The sequence below is a fragment of the Sorangium sp. So ce321 genome, assembly GCF_051530195.1.
GTDB lineage: Bacteria > Myxococcota_A > Polyangia > Polyangiales > Polyangiaceae > Sorangium.
Genome location: NZ_CP150329.1, coordinates 11,221,073 through 11,234,708 on the forward strand (window position 1 = coordinate 11,221,073; position 13,636 = coordinate 11,234,708).

At 69.8% G+C, this 13,636-nt stretch carries 8 protein-coding genes and 1 pseudogene; 5 read left to right on the forward strand and 4 right to left on the reverse strand.

The window, feature by feature from the left end; genetic code table 11:
* Nucleotides 1-497: 497 nt before the first annotated feature.
* Nucleotides 498-4,424, forward strand: coding sequence for an RHS repeat-associated core domain-containing protein (locus WME89_RS41620; RefSeq protein ID WP_438012038.1), 3,927 nt, complete (start codon nucleotides 498-500; stop codon nucleotides 4,422-4,424).
* A complete protein-coding gene (locus tag WME89_RS41625; RefSeq protein WP_438005134.1) occupies nucleotides 4,421-6,235 on the forward strand; it encodes a hypothetical protein in 1,815 nt (604 codons plus the stop codon). Before WME89_RS41620 ends, WME89_RS41625 begins: the two co-directional genes overlap by 4 nt.
* A gap of 358 nt (nucleotides 6,236-6,593) precedes the next feature.
* Here WME89_RS41625 and WME89_RS41630 read toward each other — a convergent pair whose 3' ends face one another.
* From WME89_RS41630 to WME89_RS41640, 3 genes and pseudogenes are all read right to left on the reverse strand, one after another.
* Entirely contained in the window at nucleotides 6,594-6,797 is a 204-nt protein-coding gene (locus tag WME89_RS41630) for a hypothetical protein (RefSeq protein WP_438005135.1), read from the reverse strand.
* Nucleotides 6,794-7,804, reverse strand: a complete 1,011-nt coding sequence (locus WME89_RS41635) for an ATP-binding protein (RefSeq protein WP_438005136.1) — start codon at nucleotides 7,802-7,804, stop codon at nucleotides 6,794-6,796. Before WME89_RS41635 ends, WME89_RS41630 begins: the two co-directional genes overlap by 4 nt.
* 219 nt (nucleotides 7,805-8,023) lie before the next feature.
* A pseudogene (locus tag WME89_RS41640) lies at nucleotides 8,024-9,139 on the reverse strand (membrane dipeptidase); the annotation flags it as partial.
* 203 nt (nucleotides 9,140-9,342) lie between these two features.
* Here WME89_RS41640 and WME89_RS41645 point away from each other — a divergent pair.
* Entirely contained in the window at nucleotides 9,343-10,938 is a 1,596-nt protein-coding gene (locus WME89_RS41645; RefSeq protein ID WP_438005137.1) for a Na+/H+ antiporter, read from the forward strand.
* Nucleotides 10,939-11,020: 82 nt separating this feature from the next.
* Here WME89_RS41645 and WME89_RS41650 read toward each other — a convergent pair whose 3' ends face one another.
* Entirely contained in the window at nucleotides 11,021-11,701 is a 681-nt protein-coding gene (locus WME89_RS41650; RefSeq protein ID WP_438005138.1) for a TetR/AcrR family transcriptional regulator, read from the reverse strand.
* Between the two features lie 80 nt (nucleotides 11,702-11,781).
* Here WME89_RS41650 and WME89_RS41655 point away from each other — a divergent pair, with 80 nt between their 5' ends.
* Nucleotides 11,782-12,564: a TVP38/TMEM64 family protein gene (locus WME89_RS41655; protein WP_438005139.1), complete on the forward strand. Its 783-nt coding sequence runs from the start codon at nucleotides 11,782-11,784 to the stop codon at nucleotides 12,562-12,564.
* Nucleotides 12,561-13,601, forward strand: a complete 1,041-nt coding sequence (locus WME89_RS41660; RefSeq protein WP_438005140.1) for an MBL fold metallo-hydrolase — start codon at nucleotides 12,561-12,563, stop codon at nucleotides 13,599-13,601. The genes WME89_RS41655 and WME89_RS41660 overlap by 4 nt, the downstream gene beginning before the upstream one ends.
* The last annotated feature ends 35 nt before the right edge of the window (nucleotides 13,602-13,636 follow it).

Genomic DNA, 13,636 nt, shown 5'->3' on the forward strand with positions numbered 1-13,636 from the left:
CGCCGTACCAGCGCTCAGGAGCCGGTCGTTGCGAGCAGCTCCCGGGCGTCGGTGCTCAAGCGGGGGCGCTGCCGCCGCCAGGAACGCCACGCCGCGCGACCGGCTGGACGAGCTGCTGCCTGACGCGTGGGCGAGCTCGTCGATCGCTGCTCCGACTGCCGGCGACGCCGACGCGATTTGAAAAACGCGGGCCCCCGGGTCTGCGACGCAGGTGGAGACCGCCTCGCCGAGCACCATTCCAGTTCCGCCCGTGCCCACCTCGGGCCGTGGACCGACGCCGCCCCGTGTCCAGCATCGTCGACCCGGACGAGAGCCGCACGGGGCCATGCCCATGGCGATGCCTGGGCCGTTACCGATGACCGGGCACGCCGCACAGCGGTCAACGCGCGCCAGAGCAGCTCTCGGACGTGACAGGGCTGGTTCGGATTCGTGGACCAGGATAGCGTCAAGCTGTGGCTCGGACAGCTCCCATCCCGAACATCCCCGCCATCCCTGGCATGAATCCTGGCGTCTGGATCCTGGGCGGCGGGGGAGCAGGGGGCGGAGGCAGAGGGCCCGGGGGGAACGGCAACGGCGGGGACCAGGGCGGCGACGGGCAGAACAACGGGAAGGACGCCAAGGGCGGAGGGAAGAGCGCCAAAGGATGCGGGCAAGGATCCGGCGCCGGGTGCCCGAATCCAGCGCACGGGAATGGGGGCTCGGTGTCAGCGGGCGATCCTGTCGATGTGCTCACCGGGCGCGTGTACACAGTACCCGCTGTCGACCTCGGTCTGCCGGGGCCGCTGCCGCTCGCCATCGAGCGGCACTACTCGAGCGCCGCGCGAGACCGCGACGTGGGGCTCGGCTTCGGCTGGTCCCATAGCCTGGCCTGGGAGATCGAGCAGCGGCGACGGACGGTGCGCGTCTGGAACCCGGAAGGCACCTCCTCGGAGGGAGCGCTGCCTGCGATCGGTGAGAGCCTCGCGACCCCGAGAGGCATGCTCACCCGGTATGAGTGGGGCTACTCGCTCACATCGGACGATCGCCTCGTTCGTGTGTTTTCCGCACTCGACGCCGCCGGCTCGCGCTTCCGACTCTCGATGGTGGTCGACCGGAACGACAACACCATCGAGCTGCGGTATCGAGACGGAGCGCTCGACGCCATCCTGGACAGCGCGAGACGGCTCATCCGTGTGAGGCGCCACCGGGACGGGCGCATCGCCGCTTTCGAGGTGAAGAACAGTCAGCATCAAGGCAGATGGACAGCGTTCCGGACGTATGAGTACAACGAGAACGGCGACCTCGCAGCCGCCGTCGATCGTGCCGGCCATGCGATGCGGTTCTCGTACGATGACCACCTCCTCACGTCGTGCGCTTACCCGGAGGGACTCTGCGTCCACTATCGCTATGACCGCCAGGCCCGGTGCGTCGAGACATGGGCGGAGTACCCGGGTAAGCTGGACGAGAGCCTCTCCGACGACGCGCCGGAGCTCCTTGCGGACGGAGTGACGCGCGCCAGGGGCATCTATCATTGCAAGCTGGACTTCGGGCCTCACGGCTATGTCGAGGTTGCCGACTCGCGCGGCGTACGCCGCTACTTCGGCAACGCGCTCGGGCGGGCCGATCGGGCGGTGATCGGCGCCGGCGTCCACTCGAACTCTTATGACCAAGCCGGAAGGTTGACGGCGTATACGGATCCATACCAGGCCACCTGGCGCTGGGAACGGGACACCTCCGGCCGGGTCGTGCGCGCCATCGATCCGGTCGGCGCGATGACCTCTTACGACTACAACGAGCTCGGCCTCCTCGCCGAGATGGTCGACGCGCTCGGGCAAGCGACGCGATACGTCTACGATCTGCGCGGAAATCTTGTCTCCGTCGACGACGAGATGGGAAACGCGGTTAGCTACGAGCTCGACGGGCGAGGGCAGCTCGTCAAGGCCACGCTGCCCGACGGCGGCGTCACGCTCCTCGGCTACGACGACGCCGGGAACCGCGTGCTCGTGCGAGAGCCGAACGGCGCCTGCCGGCAGGTCCGCTACGACTACCTCGGGCGCGTGCTCGGCTTCACCGACGAGCGCGGTCTCGAGACGCGGTTCACGTATGGCGAGCGTCTCGATCTGGTCGCGGTCCGCTTGCCGAACGGCGGTCAGCTCTCGTACGAGTACGATCGCAACGGCAGGATGAAAGCCGTCACCGGCTCCGACCACCGTCGCTATGAACTCTGTTGGAGTGGGCTCGATGTGGTCCATGAGCTGCGGAAACCCGACGGCCAGCGGGTGCGCTACCGCTACGATCGCGAGGGAGCGCTCGTGCAGGTCATCAACGAGCGCGGCGAGGTCCACCGGCTCAAGCGAGACTCCGCCGGCAGGATCGTGGAGGAGGAGGCGTTCGACGGTCGGCGAGCGCGGTATCGGCTGGACTGGCTCGGTCGTATCGTTCGCATGGAGGGCGACGCGCGGGAGCCGACCGAGATCACATACGACGCGGCAGGGCGGACCGTCGAGCGCTCCTACCACGACGGATCGAGGGACGTCTTCGCGTATGACCCTCTGGGAAGGCTCATCGAAGCGGACAACGGCCGCGTGCGCTGCTCGTTCGCATACGACGGGCGTGGCCGCCTGACGCGCGAGGCGCAGGTGGTCGCGGGCGTCGAGCACGCCGTCGACAATGTCTATGACGCGATGGATCGGCGCCGAGAAAAGCGTTCGTCTCTCGGATACGTCGAGCGCGTGACGTACGACATGATGGGCCTCCCGACGCAGGTGACCTTGGGTGAAGCCGCGATGGTGGCGTTTCGCCGAGACGCGGCAGGCCATGAGCTCGAGCGCATCCTTCCGGGCGGAGGCGTCGTCCAGCGCGCGGTGGACGCGATGGGCTGTGTGACGCGGCAGCGCGTCCTGAGGCCAGCGCGCGAGCCGGTCATCCCGTCGGGGCAACCTGCCTGGGTGGGAGAGTTGCCGTGGGGAACGACGAGTGACCGGTCATTCCAGTACTCGCTCGCGGGGGACGTCATCCAGGCTTGGGATCTGCAACAGGGCAGCACGACGTTCTCGTACGATCTGCTGGGTCAGATCACCGCCAGGATCCCGGAGCATGCCAGGGCAGAGCTCTTCCGCTACGATGAGGCCGGTGACCTTTATGAAGCCGGGCCCGGCGCGGAGCCGCGCGTCTATGGGTATGGCGGCAAGTTGCTGAAGCGTGGGACTACCGAGTACCACTACGATGAGGAGGGTCGCCTCATCAGGAAGGAGAGAGCGGCAGAGGCTCCCGAGGAGGTCCGGGCGTGGTCCTATCGCTGGGACGGCTGCGGAATGCTCAAATCAATCGAGACACCCGACGGCGGCCGGGTCGAGTTCACGTACGATTCTTTCGCGAGGCGGGTGCAAAAGCGTATCTGCTCGCGGGATGGCAGGAGCGAGACGACGCGGTTCGTGTGGGACGGCGATCAGCTCCTGCATGAGCTGCGGAACGTCGAAAGCACGACGGTTGTCGAGGAGCGCACCTATAGCTTCTTACCGGAGACACCTGTTCCACTCGCGCATCGCGACACGATCGTCCGAGAGGCGGAGCGGTCCACGGGCGAATGGGTGCATTATGTCAATGACCTGCGTCATGGGCCGGAGCTGCTGGTCTCCGGGAGCGGCGACCTCCTCGCGCGTGTCGGCGCCTCCGTATGGGGGAGCAAGACGTCCGACGCTGCGGCGAAGGCGGACACCCCGCTGCGCTTTCCCGGCCAGTACGCGGACCCCGAGACGGACGTCGTCTACAATCGGTTTCGTTATTACGACCCGGAGGCGGGGAGGTACATCAGCGCCGATCCGATCGGCCTGCAAGGTGGCCTGCGCGCTTTCGCCTACGCCGACAATCAGCCGCTCGGCGTGATCGACCCGGATGGGCTCGCGTCAGTCATCACGACGGTAACCTCGGATCAGACGAACAAGCGGGGCAAGCGGCGTTCGAGGAGCGTGACCGTTGGGAGCGCCGGCACGGAGTCGAGCGGAGACGTCCACCCCATCGTGGAGCAGTCGTTTCCAGCCAGGAACGAGGCTGGCGGGTGGCCTTACCCGGGGCGCTATGATCCATCGAGCTGCGGCGAGCCGCGCGCTCTCTCCCAGCACATTCGCAACTGGGAGAGCAAGATCGGCCGCAAGCTCGACCCGCACAACCCGGACGACCACGAAGAGATCAGGAAGTGCCTTGGCTCGATCACGGCCATCCGCTCCGAGGAGGAGGGCGGCGTCAAGCGTGCGCCGTGCCCGAACTGCAGTCAGCTCTTCGTCAACCTCCACGAACGGTGGGGGGCTCCGGACCCCAAGGTCATTCGCAGGGGCTTCGGGCCGGAGCAGAACCGAGGGAGCGAGCCAACCAATTTCACTCAGGCCAGCCCAAACTACAAGCCTCCCGAGGGCTACACGTTGAAGACCGGCTACAATACCACATGACCGTCCCGTCCAAACAGCACCAGTTCCTGGAGAGTTTGTCCGCCCGCTCGCTCTCTGCGCTCGATCTTGGTCCTCGGGACGCGCCCGCTTCGATGAGCGCAGACGAGCTCCGCCGCTATCTCGCAGGAGCGAGGCTGCCGGCCTGGGATGTCCTCTTCGAGCTTCACGCGCAGCTCGCTGGCGTCGGCTCCCGGCGCACACCCGGACGGGCCGATCTGTGCGTCTTTCCCCGGTCGGACGAATCGGCGATGCGCGCTCCGCCGCTTCGGACCCGAGCCGGCACCATCTTCGCTGTCCCCGTCGGTAGTGCGATCTTGGGCGGCCGGACCTACCCGTTGCTCGCCGACGAGCGAGGCGCGCTATATCACGCGAGCGGCGAACTGGCCGCCACCTCGGTCCGCTCACTGATCGAAGCGCTCGGGTTGCTTGCCGACCGTGAGCCCGTCGGGGCACACCGCATCCGCGCTGCCCTCCGACCGCATCTGGGCGCACGGCTCGCAGAATCCCTGGCTGCGGAGCCGGCGGTGGAAGCAAGCGACGCCTCCCACGCCTTCTGGGTGTACCCGGGCGGCGTGATCGCCGATGGTCACCCCTTCCGTGACGGCCTCGAGGGCGACAGCTTCCTGTGGACGGGCTCGCTCGCGGACGTCGTGCGTTGCATCGAGGCAGCGCGCGAGGCTGCTGCCGACGAGGCCGGCGTCGACGTGGCAGGCCTCGAACGGCTGGAGGACGCACGCCCACCGGAGGAGGCCCCCCAGCCGCTCTCCCCCGAGGAGCGCCGCGCGCGCGGTGCCATTCGGACCCTGTCGGAGGAGCCAGGGCAGGCCGGATACGTCTACGCGACGCGATCGGGCCATGGCGTGGAGATGGGGGTGTCGCGGGAGCACGCAGGACGTGTCCTCAAGGTGGAGCAGCTCTACCAGGACGGCTGCATGGTGCTCGACTATGCGAACCCGATCGAGGCGCTGCGGCGGTACCTGTCCGATCGCACGCTGGCCTATTACGCGACCATCGAGCTCAGGTGGAACGCCGGCGATACCTGCTCGGCAGAGGAGCTTGCCGCGCTGTTTTTGTCCGCGGGGATCGAGCTGTCTGCGCCGATCGCGGCGTTCGAGAGGAGCTGCGGAGGATTGACGATGGCGGGACTCTCCTGGGGGATCTTCTCCCTGGTCAAGCGGGGCTTGGCCTTGCGGGAAGCCGAGGGGCCCATGAGGGCGCGGCTCGTGCGCGTGGGGCACGCGATGGAGGTGGACAGCAACTATTACCTGGATCAAGAAGGTACGTTGTATGTCGACGCGCGAGAGATCGGGCTACCGCCCTCGCCCGTCGCTGCCTCATGGTCCAAGCACCTCGAGCGAGTGTTCACCGCTGGGCGGATCTCTCCGTCTCGCCCGTTCTCGCTCGAGACGTTCGAACGTGCAGGAGAAGCCCTGGCTGATGCGTTCGATGTTCCCGTGCTCGAGTTCGGCACGGATCGCTATGCTTCCGTCTGGCTACGTGAGGATATCGAGATCTACGAGCAGGTGAGCGACCCGTTCTACTCGGCGGGACGGCCGCGCACCGTGATCGTCGCGGCGCAGCTCACGGACGTCGTGCAAGCCCTCCGCATCGTCCTCGACGCCGCGCCGGGAGCGACATTCTCGCTTCAGACGCCCAAGCCTGTCGAGGACCGCCCCTTGCCGAGCGAGCGACCCGTGCTCTGCGCGCCGCTCCACGACGGCCCGCGGCGGCCCTCACGGCGTGAGCTCCGCGTCTACGGCCGATCGGGCGCGCCCCGTCTGTGGATCGGCGAATCGGAGCGCACCCGATAGTCTCATCTATATCGAGCGCGCTTGCGCGCGTTCCTGCTGCGCCGAGGCCGGCATCCGCGAGGTCGCCCATCCGTGGGTTCATCCACGACGACCCACTCCGCGGACCTCGTTTGGAAGCGTGCTTGTGTCAGGCAGCCGAGCGCGTGGCCACCGTGTTCCCGAGGTGACGACCCGACCCCGCCGTGCCCTGAGCAGGAGGAACGCGCGGTAGTGCCGCCGCGTTCGCCGCGTTCCGCAGCATGCGGCGACTCTCGCGGCGCCCCGCCGCCGCCGCCCTGCCCGCCGCTCGGTCGAGTCGCCGCCGGAGCCTTGCCGCGCGCAGGCACCCGCCCTGAATGAGAAAGCGTGTGTGCACGGCTCACTCCACCCCGTGCAGCCACCTTCCGGCGAACGCCACCTCCTCTGCGACCGCGAGCACGGCCTCCTCCCCTCCTGCTTGGCGAAAGACGCCGCCGAGCTTCGTCACGCTCGCCCATCCCTGGAAGACACCGGCCAGCGACGGAATCCCCGAGGCGTCGAGCAGGCTCGTCGAGAGCAGCCGTGCCGCCTCGGCGGGGCTCATCCATGGGGCCGCCTCGCAGAGATCGCCGAGCGCGTCGGCGTCGTGGCCTCCTGCCTGGAAGGCAAGCACCGCACGTCGGGCCGACGCGCCTCGACCGCCTCCGCCTCATCGCGACCGGCGCTCCTCTGCTCCCACGCGACCCGCAGCGCCTCATGCTGGAACCTCACTGCACCCATCGGCTCATCCCAGCGCAGGAGCTGCCCGAGAGACGGCACGCACCCTCGCAGGAGGTCGAGCGCAGCAACGTCGTCAATCTCCAGGAGCTCCGCGAAATCCTCCGGCTCGAGCGGCGCGAGCGCACGGGCCAGCGCGGAGAGCAACGCCAGCGCGACCGCTCCTCGTTCGAGGAGCCTGAGCTCACGCTCGACCTCCGCGGCGAGCACTTCCGGTCCGCCGTTGCCGCCTGCTGCTGCCCAGCTCGGAATGCCTCGCGCCTCCGCCGCCGCGGGGGAAGGTGGCGCCACCTCGACGAGACGCACGTCACAGTCCTTCCAGCCGAGGCGCTCCCTCCAGGCATGCGCGTCACCCTCGCCGCCGGCGATCGAGACCACGCACCGGACGCGCTTTCCGAGCTCTCGGAGCGTCGATACCTGGGCGTCGAGAGGCCAGTCGACGCACTCGTCGAGACCATCGAGCACGAGGAGCACCTCGGGCTCGTCCTCGTCCTGGCCGTTGGCCAGTCTGTTCCGGAGGTCCGAGCGCAGCTTCAGGACATCCCGCGGAGGATGCAGCACGTCTTCGCCGAGCTGCTCCAGGAGCGACGCGAGGATCTCCTGCTCGGAGACGAAGCGGCTCGCTCGTCCTACCTGCACCAAGGCGGCGCATATCCCTGTACGCCCGCCCGCGTCGGCGACGAGCCGGGTACACAGCGCCGTCTTGCCGGCTCCCGGAGGGCCGTGCAGCAGGCACGCGGGGCCCGGAGCGGCGCGCCATCGCTCGATCGCTTCACGGGCGCGCTCTTCCCCCTCGGTCCACGAGGAGGCCGCGTGAGATCTTTCCTTTTCCATCCGATGCACTCGTACCTCGGCGTGGAGCGGTCGCCTCCGCTGTTCTAGCCCCTGTAGAGGCGGCGCGGAACGTGCTGTCTGACGCGCTCGCAAACGCGCTCGCCTGAGCAGACGAGCGACGAGGGGTCAATCGGCGGCGTGCGCGCCGGCGATCCGCTCCGGCATCAGCTCCGGGTCGGCCAGGGCGGCCGCCCCGCCTCACGGTCACAGCGCCGCGTCGGCAATGCCGGTCGTGTCGATGTCGTTCGCCGCGTCCGCCATCCCCGCTCGAGGCCCGGCCGCGCGCTCCCACATGCGGAGGAACGTCTCCGCCGAGCTGCGGAGCGCCGCCGTGTCGACGCCGAGGTGATCCAGGTCGGTCAGCAGATCCGGCAAGTGACCGATGTGAGCCAGGCCCTTCTCGTCGAAGTCGGTCCCCACGCGGCCGGGGCCGCTCACCTGCTGCGCGAGCGCCTGCGTGAGCGCCTGGCCCTCGGGCGCGGCCGAGCACGCGCCGTTCGAGCCGAAGCGGGGGCGCGTCTGCTGGATGAAGCCGTTGAGGTCCGCGCCGAAGGCCATGGGCACCTTGAGGCCCTGGCGGCCGAACTCGTACGCCTGCGCGAACGAGCGGCTGGACCCCTGGCAGTTGTTCTCGACGCCCGAGCGCGTGTACGCGCGCGTCTGGTCGTGCGCGGTCCGCAGCCCGAACATGCCGCCCGTGCGCCGGATGGCCTGGATCGCCCAGGCCGGCGTCGTCTTCTCGTCATCGGCGAGCTCCGGGTTCATGACCTCCCGGAGGTGCCCGTGCGAGATGTAGAGCGGATAATAGATGTTCCTCTCCGCGAGCGCGTAGGCGTCCCGGACGCCGCGCTCGGAGAGGTGGGCGAGGTCGATCAGCATGCCTCTGTCCATCATCGCCTGGAGCAGCTGCCGCCCCTCGTCGGTCAGGCCGCGCGTGTTCCGGCAGCTGCTGTCGACGTCGAAGCCGAGCGTGAAGGCCTCGGTGGTGGCGCCGCAATCGAAGTCCACATGGCAGTTCTTCGTGAACTGGGCGAACTGGAAGATCGGGTTGTGCAGCGCCGCGCCGCCGAAGCGGTTGTCGAGCTGGTGGACGGGCTGCAGCGACCGGACGCCCATGGCATGGAAACGGTCGAGCTCGGAGAGCGCGTCCCGGCTGCCAAACAGGTTGCTCGTCTCGATGGCGATCACGACCGCGAGCTTGCCCGCGCCGATGATCCGGCGGGCGTCCGCGGGCGATAGGGCCACCTCCACCCAGTCCGGCCGCTCGGCAGCGAAGCGATGCACCATCTGGATCTGCAGCTCGACGTCGGCCATCTCGTCGCAGGGGCGCTCGAGAATGACGTCGGCGGCAAAGCTGTCACCACGACCGCCACACGTCGGCATCGGCTTCGTTCCCTCCAGCCCTCTGGGCAAGGGGGTTCTTGACGCGCAAGAGCAGCGAAGGCACGAGGCGCGACAGCCAGCTGGAGCGACGAGCCGGCCTCGGATCGGGAGCCTGCGAGAGGTTCAGCCACGAGGGTTGAGGAGAAGAAAAGCGCATGGTCCTCTTCGAGCTGATCGTCGGTCTCCTGTTCGCGGGGGCGCTGTTCGCGCTCTGGGCAGAGCGGCTGAGCGTGCCTTATCCGGCGCTCCTTGCGCTGGTCGGGGCCAGCCTTGCGCTGGTCCCGGGGATACCCGACGTCCAGCTCGACCCAGAGCTGGCGCTGGCGCTGTTCGTCGCGCCGACCTTGCTCGACGCGGCCTACGACGCATCTCCTCGCGACCTGCGCCACAGCCTCGCTTCGGTCGTCAGCCTGGCCGTCGTCGTGGTCGTGCTGACCGTGGCGGCTGTGGCCTGGGCGTCGCGCCTCGTCGTACCCGAGATGAGCTGGGCGGCAGCGTTCGCGCTCGGAGCGATCGTGGCGCCGCCCGACGCGTCCGCCGCCACCGCGGTGCTACGAAAGCTACAGCTCCCGCACCGTCTGCTCGTGGTCCTCGAAGGCGAGAGCCTGTTCAACGACGCCACGTCGCTGCTCATCTACCGGGTGGCGGTCGGCGCCGCGATGACGGGTGCCTTCTCCGGATGGAGCGTGGCGCCGATGCTCTTGCTCACGTGCGGCGGCGGCGTCCTTGCGGGCTGGGGGCTCGCGCGTGTCTACATCTGGTTCGCCTCCCGCGTGGACGATATCCCCATCAACGTGCTGCTGCAGTTCCTCGGCACCTTCGCCGTGTGGATGATCGCCGAGCGCCTCGGGCTCTCCGCCATCATCACCGTTGTCGCGTACGCCATGACGCTGGCCCAGCGGGTGGCGGGCCGGATGAACGCCCGCCGCCGGATCGCCTCGTACGCGGTGTGGGAGGTCGCGGTGCTCGTGCTCAACGTGCTCGCCTTCGTGCTCATCGGGCTGCAGCTCCGCGTGGTGCTCTCGCGCGTGCACGGGCACGAATGGCGCACGTACGCGCTGTGCGCGGGGGCCGTATGTGCGGCGGTTGTCCTCGTCCGGATCGCGTGGATCATGGCGTACACCGGAGCGGTGCGCTGGACGGCGCGTCGCTTCGGCGCGCGGTCGCCGTCGCCGGCGACGCTGCCCACCACCGGGAGCGCGCTCCTCGCCTCCTGGTGCGGCATGCGAGGCATCGTCACGCTGGCTGCGGCGCTGGCCTTGCCGGACGGCTCGACCGCCTTTCCCCATCGTGACCTCATCGTCTTCTCGGCGTTCTGTGTCGTGCTGAGCACGCTGGTCGTGCAGGGCTTGACGCTGCGGCCATTGATGCAGCGGCTCGGCTTGGGTGACGACGGCATGGTGGAGCAGGAGATCGGCCTCGCCCGGGTCGAGACGGCGCGCGCTGCCTTGCGTGCGCTCGAGCGTCCGAGCGCAACGTCACCCTCGGTCGATCTCCTGCGCAGCGAGTACGAGGCCCGGCTGCGCGCCGAGGAGTCACGTGACGAGCACAGGGCCGTGGAGCGGAGCGGCGCGAGCCTCGCGACGCTCCAGCGGCAGGCCGTGGAGGCTCAGCGAGAAGCGCTCAGGGACCTGAGAGCCCGACATGTGATCGGCGATGATGCGTTTCACGTCGTGGAGGAAGAGATCGACCTGCTCGAGCTGACCGCGGACGTGCGGGTGCGGCCCACGCTCGAGGGCGCGGCGTCGTGACCGAGGCGCGCGCGCTCGGGGGCGCTCCGGAGCCGAGGCAGCTGACGCGCGGCCGCCTCTCCCGGGGCCCTCATGCCTCCCGTCATCGAGCCTTGCCGCGCGTCTTGCGCGGCCGGCCGCCCTCGGGGCGAGGGCTCACCGGTCCTTGCTTCGCCCGCTTCTCTCGGTGTTCCCGCTGCGGCAGGCACATCACCCGCGCGGCGACGGACATCCCCTCGACGAAGGCCTCGCGCGTCGCGGCGGCGTACTTCAGGCCGCGCGCCGAGGCGTACAGGGTGTCCGCGAGCTGGCGCCCGGTGACGCCCGCGGGCGCGTACGCGGCCACCAGCCCGGCGGCGCGCAGTGCCTCCTCCACGGCCTCGATGAACTGCCCCTCATGCTCGTCGACCATGGGGCCGACGAGCTCCTTCGTGGCGGCCGCGAGGTCCGACGCGTCGGACCCGAGCGCGCCCACGAACCGGCCGACCCACGTGTCGAACGTGGCCACGAGCCGCTCCTCCAGCGGGCGCTCCGCGTCGGCGAGGGCGGCCGCGGCGGCGGCGAGCGCTGTGTCGAGGAAGTACGCCACCGACGCGCGAAAGAGCTCCTCCTTGGTGGCGAAGTGGAGGTAGAGGCCCTGTCGCGAGACGTTCGCGGCGCGCGCGACCTCATCCATCGACGTCTTCCGGAAGCCGAAGCGCAGGAACACGGTCATCGCCGCGTCCATCAGCCTGCGGCGGCGCAGGTCGTCGGCGGGCCTGTCGGGGGAGCTCGCTTCGCTCACGATGACCAAACTTGACAGGGTGGGTTCATCTTGTCAATAGCACACTTGACAACCTGGGCCTGGATCGTCAACCTCGTCCGGTGAGCTCGCCCGACCCCTCGCCCGATCTCGCGCTCCCGCCGGGCGGCGCCGCCGCGTCCCAGGGCGCGCTGGCCGGGACCTCGCCGCCTGCGCCCCTGCCCGGTCCGGCGGCGGCCGGCGGCGCCGCCAGGCTCGCGAAGATCGGCGCCGTCGCCGCCGTGCTCGCGCTCCTCGCCGCCGCGCACCGCGCGGGCCTGCTCGAGATCTTCGGCGAGCCCGCGCGGATCAAGCAGGCGCTCGTGGCGCTCGGGCCGTGGGGGTATGTCGCGTTCGTGGCGGCGTACGCCGCGCTCCAGCCGTTCGGCGTGCCGGGCACGGTGTTCATCCTGGCGGCGCCGCTCATCTGGCCCTGGCCGGTGGCGTTCGCGCTCTCGATGGCGGGCACCATGGCGGCGAGCGTCGTGGGCTTCTCGTTCGCTCGCTTCGTCGCTCGGGACTGGGTATCGAAGCGGGTGCCGGCGCGCTTCCGCGCCTACGACGAGGCCCTCAGGCGGCGGGCGTTCTTCACGGTGTTCATGCTCCGCCTCGTCCTCTGGATGCCGCCCATGCTCCACGTGTTCTTCGGCGTCTCCGGGGTGCGCTTCTCCACCCATTTCTGGGGCTCGCTGGCCGGTTATCTCCTTCCCTTGCTGGCGACTGCGTACTTCGGAGAGCGGGTCTTCGGCGCCCTGCGCGACGCGCCCCCCTCGGCGTGGCTCGGCATGGGCGCCGCTCTTGTCACTGTCATGGTCGGGCTCTGGCTCCTCAGGCGCCGCGCCCGGCAGGAGGTCGTCCCTTCATGAACGATTCCCAGCGTCGCAAGGGGCTCCGGATCGAGCGGGCGCGCGCCTCCGCTCAGTTCCGGGGCGGCAAGTTCCAGAACCCGTCGGGCGCCGGCCCCGGGATGAACGGCTCGTCGCTGCCCGTCATCGGCGAGTACTTCTTCGGTCGCGGCCAGCGGACGCCGCCCGGTCCGCTGCCCCTCGCGCGGCCTCACGAGGCCTGGGCGCGGCGGAGCGCGACCGGCCTGCGGGTCACGTGGCTCGGCCACAGCACCGTGCTGCTCGAGATCGACGGCCGCCGCGTCCTCACCGATCCGGTGTTCGGCGAGCGCGCCTCCCCCGTCTCGTTCGCTGGCCCGATGCGCTTCCACCCCGTCCCGGCGGCGCTCGAGGAGCTGCCGCCGCTCGACGCCGTCGTGCTGTCGCACGACCACTTCGATCACCTGTGCGCGCCCACCATCGCGGCGCTGGCCCGCGCGCGCGTCCCCATCGTCACGGCGCTCGGCGTGGGCGCGCACCTCGAGGCGCTCGGCGTCGACCCGGCGCGGATCACCGAGCTCGACTGGCACGAGGGCGCGGAGGTGGGCGGCGTCCGGTTCACCGCGACGCCGTCGCAGCACTTCTCGGGTCGCGGGCCGACGAGCGGCAACAAGACGCTCTGGGCGTCCTGGGTCATCGAGGCGGAGCGGCGCAAGGTCTTCTTCTCCGGCGACACAGGGCTGTTCCCCGAGCTCGCGGACATCGGCCGGAGACACGGCCCCTTCGACCTGGTGATGCTCGAGGTAGGCGCGTACCACCCCGCGTGGGGGGCGATCCACCTCGGCCCCGAGAACGCGCTGACCGCGTTCGAGATGCTCGGCGGCGGCACGCTCCTGCCGGTCCACTGGGGCACCTTCAACCTCGCCCTCCACGACTGGGACGAGCCGGCCGAGACGTTGCTCTCCCTGGCGGCCGAGCGCCGCGCGCGCGTCGTGACGCCGCAGATCGGCGCGGCCGTCGAGCTCGAGCACGTCGACGCGCCGACCCCGTGGTGGCGCGCCGTCGCCGGCGCGCGCTGACGGACAGGTCGGTCCCGCGCGGCTCTCCCCTGGCG

What these genes read in the sequence shown, in the direction of transcription:
- WME89_RS41635 (WP_438005136.1), bottom strand. Translation starts at nt 7,804, where the DNA reads ATGGAAAAGGAAAGATCTCACGCGGCCTCCTCGTGGACCGAGGGGGAA.
- WME89_RS41630 (WP_438005135.1), bottom strand. Translation starts at nt 6,797, where the DNA reads ATGAGCCCCGCCGAGGCGGCACGGCTGCTCTCGACGAGCCTGCTCGAC.
- WME89_RS41645 (WP_438005137.1), top strand. Translation starts at nt 9,343, where the DNA reads ATGGTCCTCTTCGAGCTGATCGTCGGTCTCCTGTTCGCGGGGGCGCTG.
- WME89_RS41620 (WP_438012038.1), top strand. Translation starts at nt 498, where the DNA reads ATGAATCCTGGCGTCTGGATCCTGGGCGGCGGGGGAGCAGGGGGCGGA.
- WME89_RS41660 (WP_438005140.1), top strand. Translation starts at nt 12,561, where the DNA reads ATGAACGATTCCCAGCGTCGCAAGGGGCTCCGGATCGAGCGGGCGCGC.
- WME89_RS41625 (WP_438005134.1), top strand. Translation starts at nt 4,421, where the DNA reads ATGACCGTCCCGTCCAAACAGCACCAGTTCCTGGAGAGTTTGTCCGCC.